Below are 17856 nucleotides of genomic sequence, written 5' to 3' on the forward strand. Positions count from 1 at the left end.
CGGTCCATGTCCGAGCTCACGCTGCTGCTGATCCGGCTCGCCTTCCTGGCGGTGCTGTGGTTTTTCGTCATTGCCGCAGTCGGCGTGATCCGGACTGACTTGTTCGGTTCACGCACGGCTCCCGCGGGCCCGCGCAAAGCCGTGAAGCCCGCCAAACCGGTGGCCAAGCCCAAGAGCAAAAAGGGCGAGCCACGCCAGCTCATCGTTACCGGTGGCCCATTGCAGGGCACCACCATTAACCTCACGGAGACGCCCATCACCATTGGCCGGGCGAACGACGCCACGCTGGTAGTCAGCGACGACTACGCATCCAGCCGGCATGCCCGGCTCTTCCCTCAGGACGGTCAGTGGATCGTGGAAGATCTCGGTTCGACCAACGGCACGTATCTCGACCGCTCGAAAGTCACCCGTCCGACCCCGGTGCCGCTCGGTGTTCCGATCCGCGTCGGCAAGACAGTCATTGAATTGCGCAAATGACCATCGCACTCCGCTACGCCGCCCGCTCGGACGTCGGCCTCCTCCGCGAAGGGAACGAGGACTCGGCGTACGCTAGCGGCCGCCTGCTGGCCGTCGCCGACGGCATGGGCGGGCACGCACACGGCGAGGTGGCGAGCTCTGTCGCCATCGCCGCCATGGCCTCTCTGGAAGAGGCCCAACAGGGGGGTGACCTGCTCAACGCCATCGAGGCAGCGGTGCGCGACGCCAATCGCCGGCTGCACGAGATGGTCGGGCGGGATCCCAGCCTCAAAGGCATGGGCACGACGCTCACCGCCATGCTCTGGAACGGCACCCAGGTCGCCCTGGTGCACGTGGGCGACTCGCGCGCCTACCTCCTGAGACGCGGCGAGCTCTACCAGATCACCCATGACCACACCCTGGTGCAGCAGCTCGTCGACGACGGGCGCATCACGCCCGAAGAGGCGGCCACGCACCCCCAACGATCGATCCTGCTGCGCGCGCTCGACGGCAGCGGCGAGGTCGATCCCGACCTCACTCTGCGCGAGGCGCAGGTGGGCGACCGCTACCTGCTCTGTTCCGACGGCCTGTCGGGCGTGGTGAGCGCCGAGACGCTGCACGCCACGCTGACCAACATCGACGACCCCGAAGAGGTGGTCCGCCAGCTCATCGATCTGGCGAACCGGGGCGGCGGGCCCGACAACATCACGTGCGTGCTCGCCGACGTGCTGGAGATCAGCGACGGCCAGGAAGTTCCCGTGGAGGCGGCGGTCGTCGGCGCCGCGGGGATGACCAGGCTGCGAGGAGGCGCCCCGGAGACCCAGCCGGGGCGAGTGAGCGCGGTGACCGCACCCCAGCCGGCGATCGCCGACGGTGACGACTTCGACGAGCCGGTCGCGCAGGCGACCCGGCGGTCGGGGCGGCGCCGTCGTGTGTGGCCCGTGCTGGTCACCGTGCTCGGGGTGGGCGCCGTCGCCTTGGGCGCCGGCGGTTACCTCGGATGGCAGTGGACCCAGGACCAGTTCTTCGTCGGTGCCAGGGGCGACGAAGTGGTCATCTTCCAGGGGATCAAGCAGGAGGTGGGGCCGATCGAGTTCTTCCACGTGGAGAAGCGCACCGGCCGTCCGGTCTCCAAGCTGTCCCCGGCGGACCAGGCCCTGATCAAGAGCGGCATCCCCGTCACCGACGTCAACGAAGGCGTGACGAAGATAAACGGATTGAAGTTCTCCCAGGACGACAAGGGCGACACGGGCGACACGAGCTCCACCACGGCCACGTCCCCGACTCCCTCCGCCACCAAGACGAAATCGCAATAAATGGCAGAAATGCTCGCGACCCCCGTCCCGATGCCGGCCAAACGGCGGGTGGCCCAGCTGGTCCTGCTCGCCCTGGCGGTGCTGATCATCATGGGCGCCTACGCCAACGTCGGCCTGGCCGTCGACGGCAAGGTGCCGGCCGGCATGCTGGCCTACGGGCTGGGCCTGGGCGGCCTGATGCTGGCGGCCTACCTGGTGCTGGCCAAGTTCGCGCCATGGGCCGACCCGCTGATCCTGCCGCTGGTGACCCTGATCAACGGCCTCGGGCTGGTGATGATCTACCGGCTTGAGTCGGCCGACATGGGCGGCGCCTCAGCGGCCAACCAGATCATGTGGACCGGCGTCGGCGTCGTGATGTTCTCGATCACGTTGATCGTGCTGCGCGACCACCGCATGCTGCAACGCCTGACGTACACGGCGGGCGCGGTGGGCCTGGTGCTGCTGGCGATCCCGGCACTGCTACCCGGCTCGCTCAGCGAGGTCCAGGGCGCCAAGATCTGGATCCGCATCGGCGGCTTCTCCATCCAGCCGGGCGAGTTCGCCAAGCTGGCGCTGGTGGTCTTCTTCGCCGGCTACCTGGTGGCCAAGCGCGACGTGCTGGCGCTGGCCGGGCGGCGGCTGCTCTTCATCGACCTGCCGCGTGCCCGGGACCTCGGCCCGGTCCTGGTCACCTGGGGCCTCAGCCTGCTGGTGCTGGTCTTCGAGAAGGACCTGGGCACCTCGCTGCTGCTGTTCGGGACGTTCATCGCGATGCTCTACATCGCCACCCAGCGCACCTCGTGGGTGCTCATCGGCATCCTGCTGTTCGTCGGCGGCGCCTTCCTCGCCGGGCAGGTCTTCGACCACGTGGGCGCGCGTTTCGACGCCTGGCTCGACCCGAGCAACCCGGTCTACTACGGCACGGCTCCCGTCTGCCTGGAGGACCCGCCGGGCGACCCGATGTGCAGCAAGAGCTACCAGATCATGCAGGGGCTGTTCGGGTTCGGCGCGGGCGGCATCCTCGGCACCGGGCTCGGCCAGGGCCACCCCGACCTGATCCCGCTGAGCTTCTCCGACTTCATCTTCGCCGCGACCGGCGAGGAGCTCGGGCTGACCGGCCTGATGGCGCTGCTCATGCTCTACGCGCTGCTGGTCGAGCGCGGCCTGCGCACCTCGCTCGTGGCCCGCGACCCCTTCTCGAAGCTGCTGGCGGGCGGCCTGTCGTTCATCCTGGCCTGGCAGGTGTTCATCATCGTCGGCGGCGTGACGAACCTCATCCCGCTGACCGGCCTGGTCACCCCGTTCATGTCGCAGGGCGGCTCGGCGCTGCTGGCTAACTGGATCCTTATCGCGCTGCTGGTACGCATGTCAGACGCGGCGCGGCGGCCCCCGCCCCAGGCGATCCAGAACGAAGGACTCACGCAGGTGTTCCAGCGATGAACAGCACTCTGAAGCGCGCGGCCGTGGCCTGCCTGGTCATGTTCGCGCTCCTGATGATCAACGTGAACATCCTCCAGGCGGTCCGGGCCGACGACTACCGCTCCAACCCGAGCAACCGCCGCAACTACTACGAGCGCTACGCCGTCGAACGCGGCCGCATCACCGCCGGCGGCAAGGTGATCGCCCAGTCGGTGGAGACCGACAGCAAGAACTTCAGGTTCGTCAGGAAGTACACCGACGGGAAGCTCTACGCGCACGTCACGGGCTACTTCTCGCCCGAGAGCGCGAGCGCGATCGAGGGGGCCGAGAACAAGCTGCTCGACGGCTCCAGCGCCGACCTGCTGCTGCGGCGGAGCATCGACCTGTTCACGGGCGAGCCGACCAGGGGCGCGAACGTCGACCTCACGATCAACCCCAAGGCGCAGAAGGCGGCCTACGACGCCCTGCGCGCCAGCGGCAAGCGCGGCGCGCTGGTGGCGCTCGACCCGCGGACCGGCGGGATCCTGGCGATGGTGTCGCTGCCCACCTTCGACCCGGCCGAGCTGTCGGGCACCGACAAGGGCACGGTGTTCACCCGCTACAACGAGCTGGACAAGGACAAGAGCCAGCCGCTGCTCAACCGGGCCATCGCCCAGACGTACCCGCCGGGGTCGACGTTCAAGGTGGTGACGGCGGCGGCGTACCTGGAGGACGACTCCTCGCGCGGCGGCGACACCACGGTCGACGCGCCGCAGCGGCTGCCGCTGCCCAACACCAACATCAGCCTGCCCAACTACGGCGGCGCGGCCTGCGGCGCCGGCCAGGTGCCGCTCGTGTACGCGCTGGAGAAGTCCTGCAACACGCCGTTCGCCAAGATCGGCATGCAGCTGGGCTTCGACAAGCTCAACGAGCAGACCGAGAAGTTCGGCATGGGCAAGCAGATCGGCGTGCCGATGTCGGTGGCCCAGAGCGACTTCGGCAGCAAGTACGACGACGCCGCGCTCGCGATGGCCTCGATCGGTCAGCGCGACAACCGGATGACGCCCCTGCAGATGGCCATGATCGCGGCCGGCATCGCCAACGACGGCAAGGTGATGAAGCCGTACCTGGTGAACAAGATCACCGACTCCAAGAACGACGTCATGGAGGAGGCCAAGCCCGAGGAGCTGACCGAGGCGGTCAGCTCCGAGACGGCGAGCAAGCTGCGCGACATGATGGTCAGCGTGGTCAACAACGGCACGGCCAACCTCGCGCAGGTGCCGGGCGTCCAGGTGGGCGGCAAGACCGGCACCGCGGAGACCAGCACCGGCGCGCCGCCGCACGCCTGGTTCATCTCCTTCGCGCCCGCCGAGGACCCGAAGGTGGCGCTGGCGGTCATCGTCGAGTCGGGCGCGGCCAACGTCGGCGCGGAGGCCACGGGCGGCCACACCGCCGCCCCGATCGCAAAGGCTGTGCTGGAGGCGGTGCTGAACAAGTGAGTGACGGTAACGTGCTGAGTCATGCGGCTCCGTAACCGCTATCTCCTGCTCTCCCGCATCGCCACGGGCGGTATGGGAGAGGTGTGGCGCGCCCGTGACGAGCTTCTGGGCCGCGAGGTCGCGGTCAAGATCCTGCGCAGTCACATGCACGCCGACCCCACGTTCCGCGAGCGCTTCCGCAACGAGGCGCGGCTCACGGCCGCCCTGGCCGATCCAGGGGTGGCCCAGATCTTCGACTACGGCGAGCAGAGCGATCTGGCCTATCTCGTGATGGAGCTGGTGCACGGCGAGCCGCTGTCGGCCATCCTGGGGCGCAACGGCGCGCTCGGGCCCGAGGTGGCCCTCGACGTGGTGCACCAGACCGCCAAGGCGCTGCACGCGGCCCACTCCTCCGGGATCATCCACAGGGACGTCAAGCCCGGCAACCTGCTGGTCACCCGCGAGGGCACGATCAAGGTGACCGACTTCGGCATCGCCCGTGCCCTGGAGGCCGCGCCCGTCACGCAGACCGGCACCGTCCTCGGCACTGCCCAGTACGTCAGCCCCGAGCAGGCCCAGGGTTTCCCGCTCACACCCGCGACCGACCTGTACTCGCTGGGCGTGGTGGCCTACGAGTGCCTGGCGGGCCACACGCCGTTCCGGGCCGACAGCCAGGTGGCGATCGCGCTGCTGCATCTCAACGAGCAGCCGCCGCCGCTCGGCGCGGACGTGCCCGTCCCGGTGCGCGACCTGGTCATGACGCTGCTGTCCAAGGAGCCGGGGATGCGTCCGGCCTCGGCGCTGGAGGCGGCCGACCGGGCGTACGTGCTGCGCCAGTCGCTGGTCGAGGGCGTCGAGCAGGGCGCCGACCTGAGCATGTATACCGATCCGGCGGGTTTCCGGGTGCGCGAGCCGGCCACGGAGGACCAGCGGGCGACCGAGAGCCTCGCCCCGGCGACGACCGTCCAGAGCCCGCCCGACCCGCCGCCCCGCAGCCGCCGCGGCGCGCGGACGCTGGCGCTGGTCGCGACGGCCGGCTGCGTGGCCGCGGTGGGGCTGAGCGCGATCACGTTCGCCAACCGCGATACGACGCCGCCTCCCCTGCCGGAGATCGCCGAGCCCAGCCACTCCCCGATGCAGTCGCCTGAGCTGCTCAGGCCCACGCGGACGAAGAAGCACACGCGCCGACCCCCGGCGGTTCCGGTGAAGTCGACGCGGCCGGTACCCTCGCGGTCGGCTACGGTAAGCAAGTCGGCTACTCCTACGAAGAAGCCGACACCGAAGCCAACCCCGACCACCCGTACCCCGACTCCCACCCCCACCACCCCAACGCCCAGCAGGACACCGACAACTCCGACACCAACCGCTTCGCCGGACCCGGGTGGCACAAACCCGCCGAAGGAGGAGACGTGATGCGCTACGGGGTCGATGATGGACACCGGCGGCCCCCCGAGCAGGCCGGTACCCAAGATGAACGGTAAGGGACAGTGCAGGAAATGACTCAGCCTCGGCTACTCGGAGGTCGTTACGAGCTCGACGGTGTCGTCGGGCGCGGCGGCATGGCCGAGGTGTATCGCGCCCGAGACATCCGGCTGGACCGCATAGTCGCGATCAAGACCCTCCGCTCCGACCTGGCGCGCGATCACACCTTCCAGGCCCGCTTCCGCCGCGAGGCGCAGTCGGCGGCCTCACTGAACCACCCCGCCGTCGTCGCTGTCTACGACACCGGCGAAGACGTCACCGACGGCACCCCGGTGCCCTACATCGTGATGGAGTACGTCGACGGCCGGACGCTGCGCGACCTGCTGCGCCAGGACCGCCGGCTGCTGCCCGAGCGGGCGGCCGAGCTGGTCGACGGCATCCTGCGCGCGCTCGACTACAGCCACCGCGGCGGCATCGTCCACCGTGACATCAAGCCGGCCAACGTGATGATCACGCGCGCGGGCGACGTCAAGGTGATGGACTTCGGCATCGCGCGCGCGATGGCCGACTCGGCCGCCACCATGACCCAGACGGCGCAGGTGATAGGGACCGCCCAGTACCTGTCGCCCGAGCAGGCCCGCGGCGAGCGCGTCGACGCCCGCAGCGACATCTACTCCACCGGCTGCGTGCTGTACGAGCTGCTCACCGGCCAGCCGCCGTTCACCGGCGACTCCCCCGTGGCGATCGCCTACCAGCACGTCCGCGAAGAGCCGATCCCGCCCTCGCAGATCGACCGCGAGATCCCGGCGTGGGCCGACGCGATCGTGCTCAAGGCCATGGCCAAGGACCCGGCGCACCGCTACCAGAACGCCGGCGAGATGCGGGCCGACATCCAGCGGGCCATGTCCGGCATGCCGGTCGACGCCCAGACGATGGCGATGACCGGGAACTTCAACCAGGGCACCCGCATGATGACCGCCACCCAGGCGGCCCAGGGCCCGGCCACGCAGCGCACCGGCGCGGTCCCGCCGTACGAGTACGGCGACGGCGACGGCACCCGCGTGGGGCGGCGCAGAGCCTCCGGCGGCGGTGGCGGCAACGCGGTCAAGACAGCGTTGTGGATCATCATCCCGCTGCTGATCATCGGCGCCTTCGTCACGGTCGGCTACCTGGTGTTCGGCACCAAGGCCGCGCCCACCGACGCCTCGATCACCATCCCGGCCCTGGCCACGCAGAAGCTGGATCCCGCGCAGAAGGCGCTCATCGCCCTGGGCCTGAAGCCCGAGGTGGTGCAGGAGGCCAGCGACGAGTTCGGCAAGGGCACGGTGATCCGGACCGAGCCGGCGGAGGGCGAGAAGGTCGAGAAGGGCGCCACGGTCAAGCTGGTCGTGTCCAAGGGCAAGGAGAAGGTCGCCGTACCCGACGGGCTCATCGGCATGGACACCCAGGAAGCGATGAAGGCCCTCGCCGACGTCGGCCTGAAGGGCGTGGTCAAGACCAAGCAGTCCGCCAAGCCCCAGGGCAAGGTGTTCGAGACCAAGCCGGCGGCCGGCACCGAGATCGAGAAGGACGCCAGCGTCACCCTCTACGTGCCGTTCGAGCTGACCGAACTGCCCGACGTGACCGGCTACACCCAGCAGGACGCCATCGCCGCGCTCAAGGGCGCCGGTTTCAAGGTGAAGGTGTCGCCGCAGGCCGACAACCAGGCCGAGGGCACGGTCATCCAGCAGAACCCGGGCGCGGGCCAGAAGCTGCCGCCGAACACGACGATCACGATCGTGGTGTCCACCGGCCCCGAGACGGCTCCGCCGCCCACCAACGAGCAGCCGACCGAGCAACCGACCGACGACCAGACGGACGACTTCCCGTCCGACGAGCCGACCGAGGACAACCCGATCGGCGACGACGGCCTCAACGGCTGACCCGACCACCCAGGGCCGCCCTCCCCACACGGGAAGGGCGGCCCTCGCGTTCCCCCGCAGAACTTCCGGCCCGCCGACCACTCCGCCTCGCGGAAAGCGCCGGGGGGCGAGTGGCGAGCCCTGCCGGAAGGGACGGGGTGGCGGGTGTTCCGGCGCGCCGGGAGCCGGGGTTTACCGGGGAGCGTGGAGAACGCCCCCGCCGCTCGGGGGCAACGGCGGGGGCGTTCATTTGGTAGTCGCTCTGTGCGAGCCGGGCGTTACACGATCCCGTGCAGCCAGTTCCCGAGCAGCCGGTGGCCGTGCTCGGACAGCACCGACTCCGGGTGGAACTGGATGCCCTCGATGGGCGCCCGGCGGTGGCGCAGGCCCATGATCACCCCGTCGTCGGTGCGGGCGGTCACGTCGAGGACCTCGGGGACGGTCTCCGGCAGCACGGCGAGCGAGTGGTAGCGGGTCATCGGCACCGGCGACGGCAGGCCCTCGAAGACCCCCTTGCCGTCGTGGTGCACGGCGCTGGTACGCCCGTGGACCAGCTCGGGCGCGCGGGCCACGGTGGCCCCGAAGGCGACCGCGATGGCCTGGTGGCCGAGGCAGACGCCGAGCAGGGGCGTGCCGCGCTCGGCCGCGCGCAGCACCAGGGGCACGCTCACGCCGGCCGCCTCCGGGGTGCCCGGCCCTGGGCTGACGAGCACGCCGTCGAAGGCGTCGCCGTCGCGCACGCCCACGACGTCACGGGGGCGCACGTCGCAGTCGGCGCCCAGCACGCGCAGGTACTGGACGATCGTGTGGACGAAGCTGTCGTGGTTGTCCACGACCAGCACGCGGGTCATCTTCTTACGGTCACCTCGTCGAGCGTCACCGCCGGCTCCAGGAGCGGGAACACGGCATACCAGAGTACGACCCCCACGACCACGACCAGCAAGGCGGCCGCCAGCACCTTGCGACGGGGGTCGCCGGGCAGTTTGCGCCAGATCCAGCCGTACATGTCATTCCTTTCTGAGCTCGGTCTTCTTGAGCACGCCGTACACGATGAGGCGCTGGGCGGCGGAGTACTCGGGGTGGCAGGTGGAGAGGGTGATGTAGGCGCGGATGGGACGGATGTCGGGCTTGCCGGGGACGGGGGCGAGCACCTCCACCTCCGTGGGCTCCACGACGTCCTGGGACGTGACGCGGTAGGTGTAGCGGGCCTCGCGGGCGTCCACGACGATCTCGTCGCCGCGTTCGAGCTCGTCGAGCTCCTTGAACGGGGCCGCGTACGTGGTGCGGTGGCCCGAGACCACGAAGTTGCCGATCTGGCCGGGCATGGCGCTGTCGGGGTAGTGTCCCGGGCCCTTCTTCAGGTGCTCGGCGTCCACGCCCTCGACGATGGCGTACCGGTAGTCGCGGCCGAGCCGCGGGATGCTCAGCATGGCGACGGCCCTGCCGAGCTGGATCTTGTCGATGCGGCCGCGGTCGCGCTCCGCCTTCTCGGCGGCCAGCTCGCGCTGGAGCAGCAACTGCTGGCTCTTGGTGTAGGCGCCGGTGCCCCAGAGCAGGTAGGCGCAGAACAACATGAGGACCAGGCCGGCGGTGATGCTCAGCTCCCCCACGGCCCGGAAGATGGACCGCATGTCGTCAGCGTATTCATGACATCTCCCGACGTGGGGGATCGCCATGTCGTGCGCGTGGCGACTATCCTGGGGCACGCTTCAACTACGCTTAACGAAGAGCCTGTGGACGATCCGGAAGCCCAGGCCCTCAGCAGGAGTTACCCAGTGCCCAAGTCCAAGGCTCGCAAGAAGGCGGTTTACACCCCGCCGCAGAAGTCCCAGCAGGTCAGGGTCAGCCCGCGCTGGCTGGCGCCCACCATGGTGGTGTCCTGGATCATCGGCATCCTGTGGATCGCGATCTACTACATCGCCCCGCAGGCGCCCTTCTTCAGCGACCTCCAGAACTGGAACCTGCTGATCGGGTTTGTCTTCATCATCTTCGGTGTGGTTCTTTCCACCCGCTGGCGTTAGTTCTTTCCACAGTCTTTTCCACAGCCTGGGGAAGTCAGATCGAGCTCAGGATCGCCGAGGTCCGGGCCATCACGAGCACGGCTAGCACGGCCAGCGCTCCCGCGATCGCCAGCACCTGCCACAGGGTCCGGTTGTTCTTGGGGGCGTAGGCCATCGCTCCCGCCAGCACCGAGCCGGTGATCAGGCCGCCGACGTGCCCGGTCCAGCTGATGCCGGGGAACACGAAGGTGATCACCAGGTTGATCACGATGAGCATGGCGATGCCGCGTACGTCCATGTTGAGCTTGCGGCCCACCACGAAGACGGCGCCGAAGAGGCCGAAGATGGCTCCGGACGCGCCCACGGTCGGCTGGCCGAGCGGGTCGAGCCAGAGGCTGAGCACGCTGCCGCCGACGGCGCTGACGAGGTAGAGGGCCGTGTAACGCACGTGCCCGAATGCGCGCTCCAGGTAGGGCCCGACGACGTAGAGCGCCCAGCAGTTGAACAGGATGTGGAAGACGCCGGCGTGCACGAACGCGGCGCTGACCAGCCGGTAGTAGTCGCCGAAGACCGCCACTCCGGCCGGCCACATCTGCAGCGCGCCGGTGACGGCGGGCACGAGGTATTGGGCGCCGAAGACGAGGATGTTGACAGCCAGGATGGCCCAGGTGACGTACGGTGTGCCGACGACCTGGCCGCCGAAGGTGGAGCGGGCCTGGCGGAAGCCCTGGTTGCCCTGGGCGACGCATTCGGGGCACTGGAAGCCCACGGCGGCGTCGCGCATGCAGTCGGGGCAGATGGGCCGGTCGCAGCGCTGGCAGCGGACCCAGGTCTCCCTGCCGGGATGCCGGTAGCACGTGGGGACCGCCTCGGCAGGCTGCTCGGGCTGCGAGGGCGGGCTGGGCGGCTGGCTGGTCATGTCCAGAGCCTATGACGTACCGGACGTAGCTGTGTGCCGTCGATCAGGGCTGTGACATGCCTGCCCGAAGGGGGCGGGGACCCGTGGACGGCCCGCCCCCGTCAGGGATCGGCTCAGCCCTGTACGCGCTCGATGGTGACCGACTCCAGGACGACGTCCTGGACGGGACGGTCGCGCCGGTCGGTGTCGGTCTTGGCGATGGCGTCGACGACGTCCTGGCCCTCGACGACCTCACCGAAGATCGTGTGCTTGCCGTTGAGGTGCGGCGTGGGCACGACCGTGATGAAGAACTGCGAGCCGTTGGTGCCCTTGCCGAACCGCACGCCCGCGTTGGCCATGGCCAGCAGGTAGGGCCGGTTGAAGTAGAGGTCCGGGTGGATCTCGTCGTCGAACTCGTAGCCGGGGCCGCCGATGCCCTGGCCGAGCGGGTCGCCGCCCTGGATCATGAAACCGGAGATGACCCGGTGGAAGACGGTCCCGTCGTACAGACGGGCCGTGCTCTTCTCGCCCGACTCCGGATGCGTCCACTCGCGGGTGCCCTCGGCGAGCTCCACGAAGTTGCGGACGGTCTTCGGCGCCTGGTTCGGGAAAAGCTCGACCTTGATATCGCCGCGATTGGTCTTCAGATTTGCGATCAGCTTCTCAGCCACGAGACAGCTGCCCCCCTCTATGTACAGGGTTGTTTGTGATGTTCTGAGGAATATGGCCGTTCGGCCTCCTGAGCCATCCTCCCATGGACCGCCATGATTGAGCCGCCTTGTCCAGGGAAGGTCAAGCGCGGGGCCCCAACGACAGGGGAGGTTGTCGTGTCCCTGACACTGAAGAGACGCCGCGTGGTAATAGAGGTACCCGCCACGTGGATGGGCCGCATGAAGGCCCAGGCCGTCAAGACCGGCCATCGCATGGCGCCAATGGCGGACCAGGCCAAGGTGGCCACCGCACAGCGCATCGAAGACGCCCGTTACTGGGCGGCGCCAAGGCTCGACGCCGCGGCGCACGGGTTCGAGGATCAGGTCGCCCCCAAGGTCAGCAGGATGCTGTCGGCGGCGGCCAAGCGAATCGACCCGAAACCGTCCCGGTCACGGCGGTGGCCGACGATGGTGCTGCTGACCGGTCTTGCGGTCGGCGCGATCGGCTACATGGCCTACCGTCGCAACGCCCAGCAGTGGACCGAGCACATGAAGGACTCTGCCTCCGATGCATCACGCTGGGTCGGCGAGAAGGCGGACAGGACCGCGCATTCCGCGGACCGGATGGCGTCCAACGTGCAGAACAAGACGGACCAGGCATCGCACAACATGCCCTGATCCGGACCGAAAGCGCGCCTCCGCTCTCACGAGAGCGGAGGCGCGCTTTCGCGTTCCGGCCCGTTGACGGTTCACCAAGCGCTTGCTACAAAGCCGAGCATGGCGCTGTCACCGCTCGACGATCACCCCGTGCACCAGACCGCCCAGGTCATGCGGCACGTCGCCACCTCCGACCGGAACTTCTACGACCGCTACTACTTCAACTGCCACGCCGGCACCGACGAGCTCATGCTGATCGTCGGCCTCGGCCAGTACCCCAACCTCGGCGTCACCGACGCCTTCGCCCTCGTAAGGCACGGCGACCTGCACCGGGTCGTGCGGGCCTCGCGCGAGCTGGGCCCCGACCGGATGGACACCAGGATCGGCCCCTTCCGGGTCGAGGTGATCGAAGGGCTCAAGCGGCTCCGCGTGATCCTGGAGCCGACCGAGCATGGCCTGTCCTTCGAGCTCGACTGGGAGGGGACGATCCCGGCGACCCTCGAACCCCGCCACTTCCTGCGATGGCAGGAACGGGTGATGTTCGACTCGGTGCGGCTCGCCCAGACCGGCCGCTGGTCCGGCAGCATCACCGTCGGCGACCAGGTGATCCCGGTCACCCCCGACCGCTGGCTCGGCACCAGGGACCGGTCATGGGGCGTGCGGCCGGTGGGCGAGCCCGAGCCGCCCGGCATCCAGGCGAACAACCCCGGCACGTTCTACTGGCTGTACACGCCGATGAAGTTCGACGACCACGCCATCCTGTGCATCATCCAGGAGGACCACCGTGGCCGGCGGCTGCTGGAGGAGGCCGTACGCGTCTGGACGGACGGGCGGGAGGAGGAGTACCTCGGCCGGCCGGACTACCGCCCGGTCTACGCCCCGGGCACCCGGGACGTCGTGGACGCCGTGATCGCCTTCTCGCCGCCGGGCGGCAGGCCGTTCGAGGTGCGCTGCACGCCGGTGCTGCCGGTGCACCTCATGGCCGGCACCGGATACGGGCTGGAGCCGGAGTGGCGGCACGGCATGTACCAGGGGCCGGGGCCGGTCGTGCAGGGGGTGACGTACCGGCTGCCCGACGACGCCGCCAGGATGTGGGGCCTGGTCGACGCCGTCGGCCGCTTCGAGTACGACGGGCTCGTGGGCCACGGCCTGTACGAGTACTGGGCGCTCGGCCCGCACCCGTCGTTCCCCGGGTGAACCTACTTGGCGGGCTCGGCGGGGGCGCACACGATGTGGACGACCTTGCTGGGGTCGTCCAGCTGCACGGCGCCCGGGGGAAGCTCGGTCGCGGGCAGCGCCGGAAGCATCCGCGCCGCCTCGCCTTCAGGAAGGGCGGTGGGCCCGGCCTCGGCATCGGTCAGGGGGGTCGCCGGGACGGCCGGCACGGCCTCGCCCTCGGGAACGGTGGCGCTCGGCGTGGTGGGCGCGGCCTCGGTGCCGGACTGAGGGGCAGCCGGGGCGGAAGGCGTGGTCGGGGCGGCCTCGCTGATCGTCCGGCGGGCGAGTTCGATCACGCGGCCGCGCTCGGCCTTGAGCTCCGGCGCGCCGTCCGCCCGTTCCCCCTTCTCCTCGCGCATGACGAACACGCGGGCCGCCGGGCCGTCGGCGAGCTTGACCTCCTTGCCGTCCGGCGTCCGGCAGGACACAGCCGTGGTCGTGGCGGTGGCGTCGTCGGGTGCGGGGGTTCCGTCGGCCAGGGCGGAGCCGCCCAGGCCCGCGAGCGCGAGCACCCCCACCGTGCCGAGGACCGCGAGACGTCGCTTGAACATGCATTCTCCTCAGTGGAATCCATCCGAACGCCCCGAGCGTGCTCGCCCGCACCTGAAGCGACCCTGAACGCGCCCGAAATGATCTTCAGGTTGGCTTTAGGTTCGCTCAGGCACTCTGGACGTCGTGCGAGTGCTGCTGGTGGAGGACGAGGAACGGCTGGCCGGCCTGATCAAGGGCGGGCTGGCGGGCGAGGGCTTCGCCGTGGACGTGGCCCACGACGGGCGCGACGGCCTGTGGATGGCGACCGAGAACGCCTACGACGTGATCGTCCTGGACGTGATGCTGCCCAGGATGAACGGCTACACGGTCTGCTCCCGGCTGCGCGAGGCGGGCGACTGGACCCCGATCATGATGCTCACCGCCAAGGACGGCGTCTACGACGAGGCCGAGTCGCTCGACAACGGCGCCGACGACTACCTGGCCAAGCCGTTCTCGTACGTGGTGCTGCTGGCCCGGCTGCGCGCCCTGGTGCGGCGCGGCGGGACCGAGCGGCCGGTCACGATCACGGTCGGCGACCTGGTGGTGGACCCGGCCGGCCTGCGCTGCCGCAGGGGCGGGGTGGAGGTCGGGCTGACGCCGAAGGAGTTCGCGGTGCTGCACGCGCTGGCCCGCCGTCCCGGCGAGGTGGTCTCCAAGAGCGAGCTGCTGGCCCAGGCGTGGGACTTCTCCTACGACGGCGACCCGAACATCGTCGAGGTCTACATCAGCGCCCTGCGCAGGAAGATCGACCTGCCGTTCGGCCGGACGACGCTGGTGACCGTCCGGGGAGCGGGTTACCGGTTGGAGGCGGCATGAAGGCGCTGCTCGGACGGCCGACGTGGGCCCGGGTGTCGGGCGGCCTGTCGTCGGTGCGGGTGCGGGCCACCGTCGCGGCGACGCTGGTGGTGGCCCTGGCGCTCGGCGTGGCCGCCCTGGTGCTGGTCATGGCGTTGCGCGGCACGCTGGAGGGCAACGCGGGCGAGGAGGCGGTCAGGCGCGCCGCGGCGGCGATGCCGTACGCGGAGACGGTGCCGATCATGCCGGAGGGTGCGACGCCGGCGGCCACGACGACCGCCGCCCAGATGAGCACGATCATGGTGGACGACCTGTCCGTGGTGCGGCTCGCCGATCCGGACCTCGTCCTGGCCGGCCGCGCCACCGGCTCGCCCGCCCTGTGGGCGCAGCCGGCCGACTACGCCGTCGCGGGCCTGCAGGTGAGCACGCCGACCGGCCCGGCCACGCTCTGGTCGCGGGTCTCCCTGGACGGCGTGCAGAAGGCCGTCCAGGCCCTGTACGGCGCGTTGCTGCCCGGCGTGCCCGCCCTGCTGCTCGTGGTGGCCGGGATGACCTGGTTCTCCGTGGGCCGCGCGCTGACCCCCGTGGCCGCGATCAGGGCCAAGGTGGCCGACATCACGGCCCGCGACCTGCACCAGCGCGTGCCGGTGCCGGGCTCCAAGGACGAGATCGCGGCCCTGGCCACCACCGTGAACGGCACCCTCGACCGCCTGGAGACGGCCGTGGGCCGGCACAAGCGGTTCGTCGCCGACGCCGCGCACGAGCTGCGCAGCCCCATCGCGACCCTGCGGGCCCGGCTCGAACTGGCCGAGCAGAGCGAGCTCACCCGCGAGGCGCTGGCCGACGTCGAACGCCTCCAGTCGCTGGCCGCCGACCTGCTCATGCTGGCCAAGCTGGACGCCGGCGAGCCGCTGCGCACCGACGAGCTGGACCTGGGTCAGGTGGCGGCCGAGGAGTCGCTGCGCGCCAGGCGGCGGCCGGAGATCAGGGTCGAGCTGGACATCGAGCCGGACGTGGTGCTGCACGGCTCCCGCGCCCACCTCGACCGGCTGGTCACCAACCTGGCCGACAACGCCGTACGGCACGCCGCCTCGGCCGTACGCGTACGGGTGCGCGCCGAGGAGGGCCGGGCCGTGCTGGAGGTGCGCGACGACGGCCCGGGGATCCCGCCGGAGCACCGCGAGGCCGTCTTCGGCCGCTTCACCCGCCTGGACGAGGCGCGGGCGAGGGACGCCGGCGGCGCCGGGCTCGGCCTGCCCATCGCCAGGGACATCGCCCACCTGCACGGCGGCACGCTCACGTACACGGACGCCGGTTTCGTGGCCCGGTTCCCCCTCGCGGAGGGGGCGCTCAGCCCCGTTTGACGGCCAGGGCGTAGTTCGTGCTGCGCTGGAAGATCTCGAAACCGGCGCGGGAGTAGACGCTGACGGCTCCCGTGGGGTTGTCGGCGTCGACGCCCAGCCCGGTCGTGTCGAACCCCTGCGCGCGGAAGGCGGCCAGGGCGTGCGCGATCAGCGCGCCGGCCACGCCCTTGCCGCGCCACTCCCGGAGCGTGCCGATGATCTGGATCCAGGCCCGGCGCTCGCCGGCCAGCGCGTTGTAGCCCTCGAAGGTGTGGGTGATGAGCGTGCCCACCGGCCGCCCCTCGTGCAGGGCCAGGAACGACGATTCGGGCAGGAAGTTCTGGGAGCCGACGATGTAGTCGCGCCAGCTCTCCGGGGTGTGCGGCACGCTGCCCCAGTGGTCGAGGAACGCCTCGTTGCGTACGCGGCGGGCGCCCTCGTCCAGCTCGGGCGACCAGGGGGCGACGGTCACCCCGGCGGGCGGCGTGACGGCCGGCAGGTCGCCCGACAGCGAGCGTCCCATGTGGGCGAACCAGCGGTTGGCGACGAAACCGGCGCCCTCGGCCAGCGCCTTCAGCCCGAGGTTGGTGTCGGGCGCGTAGAGGTGGATCTCCGGCTGCACGCCGGGGAAGGCCCGCTCGCTCAGCCCCGGCGCCGCGGCCAGGCTCCAGTCGACGATCCGCCGGCCGAGCCCGCGCCTGCGGTGGGCGGGGTGCACGCCGCCCGACAGCCGCATGACGTGGGTGTCGGTGACGGACTGCCGGGTCGGCAGGTAGCCGTAGGCGACGATCTCGCCGCCCTGCCTGGCCGCGAGCGTCCCCGCGGCCAGGTCGATCAGGCGGTGGCCGAGCTGCTCCCTGACGTCGTCGAGGTCGTGGACCTCGCCCGTGCGATCCTCGGCCTCGATCGCGGCCAGGAGTGCGGCGAGCGCCTCGGCGTCGTCAGGGGTCAGCGGTTCCCACACCAGGCTCATGGCCAGCAGCCTAGGACAGCCTGGCGGAGCACCCCAATTCTTTCCCGATGCGGGCGATGCCTTCGGCGAAGCCCTTCCTCGTCCGCTGTGCGAACCCGATGAAGAACCGGTTGGCCAGGGGCACGGCCCAGCGTCCCCGCTCGGCCACGTCGTAGACGCGGTGCTCCACGCGGGCGCCCTCGGGGTGCGGGAGCACGGTCCACTCGCCCCGGTACCACCAGCCGCCCTGGTAGGCGACGGTGTACCCGTTCTGCTCGACGGTCATCGGGTGTTCGGGCAGGGAACGCGTCAGGGCCTGCCACACCCGCTCGACCGGGGCGCCGACCACCCCGGCCACCTCGGTGATCAGCCGTTTCCTCATGGCTTGCGCACCCGGCTGTTCTGGAAGGAGGCGAACCGCCAGCCTTCCGGCGTGCGCAGCGCGGTCAGCGTGACGACGGACTCCCTGCTCGGGTCGGGCACGCCGGCCACCGACGAATTGCCGCCGGCGATCACCAGCGCGACGTCGTCGGTCAGCGGCCTGACGAGCGGCGCGGGGCCGCCCTCGGCGAGCTTGACGGAGGTCTCGAACAGCGCGCGGTGGGTCTCCTCGATCGCCTTCCTGCCCTGCAGGTGCAGGCCGAAGAAGGTGATGTAGTCGGCGTCCTCGGTGAACAGGCCGGCGTAGGCGGCGGAGTCGCCGGCGTTCCAGGTCTCGGTCATCCGCTCCACCAGGCGGGTGATCTCTTCGGACATGGCACAGCTCCTTTCGTCGCGGCGCCTATCCTGGGAGTTGCGCGTCCGGGCAGGGCAGGCGCCGTGTTCGGATGTCCGGCCGCCGGGGTGTTGGCGCACCCCGGCG

Annotated in this window: 20 protein-coding genes; 11 read left to right on the forward strand and 9 right to left on the reverse strand. The window is 70.3% G+C overall.

Annotated elements, in window-relative coordinates; genetic code table 11:
* Positions 1-6: 6 nt before the first annotated feature.
* The 6 genes from ACIBK9_RS03990 to pknB all read left to right on the forward strand — a co-directional run bounded on the left by ACIBK9_RS03990 (position 7) and on the right by pknB (position 7971).
* Positions 7-477 carry an FHA domain-containing protein gene (locus ACIBK9_RS03990; protein ID WP_357693136.1) on the forward strand — a complete coding sequence of 157 codons (471 nt, stop codon included), beginning with the start codon at positions 7-9 and terminating at the stop codon, positions 475-477.
* Positions 474-1772: a Stp1/IreP family PP2C-type Ser/Thr phosphatase gene (locus ACIBK9_RS03995; RefSeq protein ID WP_358291004.1), complete on the forward strand. Its 1299-nt coding sequence runs from the start codon at positions 474-476 to the stop codon at positions 1770-1772. The genes ACIBK9_RS03990 and ACIBK9_RS03995 overlap by 4 nt, the downstream gene beginning before the upstream one ends.
* Positions 1773-3191 carry an FtsW/RodA/SpoVE family cell cycle protein gene (locus ACIBK9_RS04000; protein ID WP_358291006.1) on the forward strand — a complete coding sequence of 473 codons (1419 nt, stop codon included), beginning with the start codon at positions 1773-1775 and terminating at the stop codon, positions 3189-3191. It begins immediately after the preceding gene.
* Positions 3188-4648, forward strand: coding sequence for a peptidoglycan D,D-transpeptidase FtsI family protein (locus ACIBK9_RS04005; protein ID WP_397154981.1), 1461 nt, complete (start codon positions 3188-3190; stop codon positions 4646-4648). Before ACIBK9_RS04000 ends, ACIBK9_RS04005 begins: the two co-directional genes overlap by 4 nt.
* Positions 4649-4669: 21 nt before the next feature.
* The gene (locus tag ACIBK9_RS04010; protein ID WP_358291010.1) at positions 4670-6040 is read left to right on the forward strand and encodes a serine/threonine-protein kinase; all 1371 of its coding nucleotides are present in this window, start codon (positions 4670-4672) and stop codon (positions 6038-6040) included.
* 83 nt (positions 6041-6123) lie between these two features.
* Complete coding sequence (gene pknB / locus ACIBK9_RS04015) at positions 6124-7971, forward strand: Stk1 family PASTA domain-containing Ser/Thr kinase (RefSeq protein WP_397154983.1); 1848 nt, start codon at positions 6124-6126, stop codon at positions 7969-7971.
* Between the two features lie 257 nt (positions 7972-8228).
* Here the strand turns inward: pknB and ACIBK9_RS04020 are convergent, their stop codons facing one another.
* Genes ACIBK9_RS04020 through ACIBK9_RS04030 form a run of 3 tightly spaced genes read right to left on the reverse strand, consistent with a single transcriptional unit; the run spans position 8229 to position 9581 of the window.
* On the reverse strand, positions 8229-8801 hold the full coding sequence (locus tag ACIBK9_RS04020; RefSeq protein ID WP_364327984.1) for a gamma-glutamyl-gamma-aminobutyrate hydrolase family protein: 573 nt from the start codon (positions 8799-8801) through the stop codon (positions 8229-8231).
* Positions 8798-8956, reverse strand: coding sequence for a hypothetical protein (locus ACIBK9_RS04025; protein ID WP_358291016.1), 159 nt, complete (start codon positions 8954-8956; stop codon positions 8798-8800). Before ACIBK9_RS04025 ends, ACIBK9_RS04020 begins: the two co-directional genes overlap by 4 nt.
* Position 8957: 1 nt before the next feature.
* Positions 8958-9581 (reverse strand): class E sortase, encoded by a 624-nt coding sequence (locus ACIBK9_RS04030; RefSeq protein ID WP_397154986.1) that lies wholly within the window; start codon positions 9579-9581, stop codon positions 8958-8960.
* A gap of 144 nt (positions 9582-9725) precedes the next feature.
* Between ACIBK9_RS04030 and ACIBK9_RS04035 the strand changes: the two genes are divergently transcribed.
* Complete coding sequence (locus tag ACIBK9_RS04035) at positions 9726-9971, forward strand: cell division protein CrgA (protein WP_387671998.1); 246 nt, start codon at positions 9726-9728, stop codon at positions 9969-9971.
* A 34-nt stretch (positions 9972-10005) separates the two neighbouring features.
* Here ACIBK9_RS04035 and ACIBK9_RS04040 read toward each other — a convergent pair whose 3' ends face one another.
* The gene (locus ACIBK9_RS04040; RefSeq protein WP_397154989.1) at positions 10006-10869 is read right to left on the reverse strand and encodes a rhomboid family intramembrane serine protease; all 864 of its coding nucleotides are present in this window, start codon (positions 10867-10869) and stop codon (positions 10006-10008) included.
* Positions 10870-10982: 113 nt separating this feature from the next.
* Positions 10983-11519 carry a peptidylprolyl isomerase gene (locus ACIBK9_RS04045; RefSeq protein ID WP_397154991.1) on the reverse strand — a complete coding sequence of 179 codons (537 nt, stop codon included), beginning with the start codon at positions 11517-11519 and terminating at the stop codon, positions 10983-10985.
* 219 nt (positions 11520-11738) lie between these two features.
* Between ACIBK9_RS04045 and ACIBK9_RS04050 the strand changes: the two genes are divergently transcribed.
* Together ACIBK9_RS04050 and ACIBK9_RS04055 are read left to right on the forward strand one after the other, a co-directional pair.
* Positions 11739-12176, forward strand: coding sequence for a hypothetical protein (locus ACIBK9_RS04050; protein ID WP_352363324.1), 438 nt, complete (start codon positions 11739-11741; stop codon positions 12174-12176).
* 99 nt (positions 12177-12275) lie between these two features.
* Positions 12276-13352, forward strand: coding sequence for a hypothetical protein (locus tag ACIBK9_RS04055; RefSeq protein ID WP_387671994.1), 1077 nt, complete (start codon positions 12276-12278; stop codon positions 13350-13352).
* Positions 13353-13354: 2 nt separating this feature from the next.
* Here ACIBK9_RS04055 and ACIBK9_RS04060 read toward each other — a convergent pair whose 3' ends face one another.
* Positions 13355-13924, reverse strand: coding sequence for a hypothetical protein (locus ACIBK9_RS04060; protein WP_397154994.1), 570 nt, complete (start codon positions 13922-13924; stop codon positions 13355-13357).
* 124 nt (positions 13925-14048) lie between these two features.
* On the opposite strand from ACIBK9_RS04060, the gene ACIBK9_RS04065 reads away from it, so the two are divergent.
* Both ACIBK9_RS04065 and ACIBK9_RS04070 read left to right on the forward strand, forming a co-directional pair.
* Positions 14049-14720: a response regulator transcription factor gene (locus tag ACIBK9_RS04065; RefSeq protein WP_352363329.1), complete on the forward strand. Its 672-nt coding sequence runs from the start codon at positions 14049-14051 to the stop codon at positions 14718-14720.
* Positions 14717-16063, forward strand: a complete 1347-nt coding sequence (locus ACIBK9_RS04070; protein ID WP_397154996.1) for an ATP-binding protein — start codon at positions 14717-14719, stop codon at positions 16061-16063. The genes ACIBK9_RS04065 and ACIBK9_RS04070 overlap by 4 nt, the downstream gene beginning before the upstream one ends.
* On the opposite strand, the gene ACIBK9_RS04075 is transcribed toward ACIBK9_RS04070, so the two are convergent.
* The 3 genes from ACIBK9_RS04075 to ACIBK9_RS04085 are packed head-to-tail and all read right to left on the reverse strand — an operon-like array spanning position 16050 to position 17750.
* Positions 16050-17015: a GNAT family N-acetyltransferase gene (locus ACIBK9_RS04075; RefSeq protein WP_397154998.1), complete on the reverse strand. Its 966-nt coding sequence runs from the start codon at positions 17013-17015 to the stop codon at positions 16050-16052. The genes ACIBK9_RS04070 and ACIBK9_RS04075 overlap by 14 nt on opposite strands.
* 10 nt (positions 17016-17025) lie before the next feature.
* Positions 17026-17376, reverse strand: a complete 351-nt coding sequence (locus tag ACIBK9_RS04080; protein ID WP_397155000.1) for a hypothetical protein — start codon at positions 17374-17376, stop codon at positions 17026-17028.
* On the reverse strand, positions 17373-17750 hold the full coding sequence (locus ACIBK9_RS04085; RefSeq protein WP_397155002.1) for an SgcJ/EcaC family oxidoreductase: 378 nt from the start codon (positions 17748-17750) through the stop codon (positions 17373-17375). Before ACIBK9_RS04085 ends, ACIBK9_RS04080 begins: the two co-directional genes overlap by 4 nt.
* Between the last annotated feature and the right edge of the window lie 106 nt (positions 17751-17856).

Origin of the sequence: Nonomuraea sp. NPDC050227 (assembly GCF_044459705.1) — a bacterium.
GTDB lineage: Bacteria > Actinomycetota > Actinomycetes > Streptosporangiales > Streptosporangiaceae > Nonomuraea.

Excerpts from the sequence above, each read along its gene's own strand:
- ACIBK9_RS03990 (WP_357693136.1), top strand. The coding sequence starts at position 7 with ATGTCCGAGCTCACGCTGCTGCTGATCCGGCTCGCCTTCCTGGCGGTG.
- ACIBK9_RS03995 (WP_358291004.1), top strand. The coding sequence starts at position 474 with ATGACCATCGCACTCCGCTACGCCGCCCGCTCGGACGTCGGCCTCCTC.
- ACIBK9_RS04000 (WP_358291006.1), top strand. The coding sequence starts at position 1,773 with ATGGCAGAAATGCTCGCGACCCCCGTCCCGATGCCGGCCAAACGGCGG.
- ACIBK9_RS04005 (WP_397154981.1), top strand. The coding sequence starts at position 3,188 with ATGAACAGCACTCTGAAGCGCGCGGCCGTGGCCTGCCTGGTCATGTTC.
- ACIBK9_RS04010 (WP_358291010.1), top strand. The coding sequence starts at position 4,670 with ATGCGGCTCCGTAACCGCTATCTCCTGCTCTCCCGCATCGCCACGGGC.
- pknB (WP_397154983.1), top strand. The coding sequence starts at position 6,124 with ATGACTCAGCCTCGGCTACTCGGAGGTCGTTACGAGCTCGACGGTGTC.
- ACIBK9_RS04020 (WP_364327984.1), bottom strand. The coding sequence starts at position 8,801 with ATGACCCGCGTGCTGGTCGTGGACAACCACGACAGCTTCGTCCACACG.
- ACIBK9_RS04025 (WP_358291016.1), bottom strand. The coding sequence starts at position 8,956 with ATGTACGGCTGGATCTGGCGCAAACTGCCCGGCGACCCCCGTCGCAAG.
- ACIBK9_RS04030 (WP_397154986.1), bottom strand. The coding sequence starts at position 9,581 with ATGCGGTCCATCTTCCGGGCCGTGGGGGAGCTGAGCATCACCGCCGGC.
- ACIBK9_RS04040 (WP_397154989.1), bottom strand. The coding sequence starts at position 10,869 with ATGACCAGCCAGCCGCCCAGCCCGCCCTCGCAGCCCGAGCAGCCTGCC.
- ACIBK9_RS04050 (WP_352363324.1), top strand. The coding sequence starts at position 11,739 with ATGAAGGCCCAGGCCGTCAAGACCGGCCATCGCATGGCGCCAATGGCG.
- ACIBK9_RS04055 (WP_387671994.1), top strand. The coding sequence starts at position 12,276 with ATGGCGCTGTCACCGCTCGACGATCACCCCGTGCACCAGACCGCCCAG.
- ACIBK9_RS04060 (WP_397154994.1), bottom strand. The coding sequence starts at position 13,924 with ATGTTCAAGCGACGTCTCGCGGTCCTCGGCACGGTGGGGGTGCTCGCG.
- ACIBK9_RS04070 (WP_397154996.1), top strand. The coding sequence starts at position 14,717 with ATGAAGGCGCTGCTCGGACGGCCGACGTGGGCCCGGGTGTCGGGCGGC.
- ACIBK9_RS04075 (WP_397154998.1), bottom strand. The coding sequence starts at position 17,015 with ATGAGCCTGGTGTGGGAACCGCTGACCCCTGACGACGCCGAGGCGCTC.
- ACIBK9_RS04080 (WP_397155000.1), bottom strand. The coding sequence starts at position 17,376 with ATGAGGAAACGGCTGATCACCGAGGTGGCCGGGGTGGTCGGCGCCCCG.
- ACIBK9_RS04085 (WP_397155002.1), bottom strand. The coding sequence starts at position 17,750 with ATGTCCGAAGAGATCACCCGCCTGGTGGAGCGGATGACCGAGACCTGG.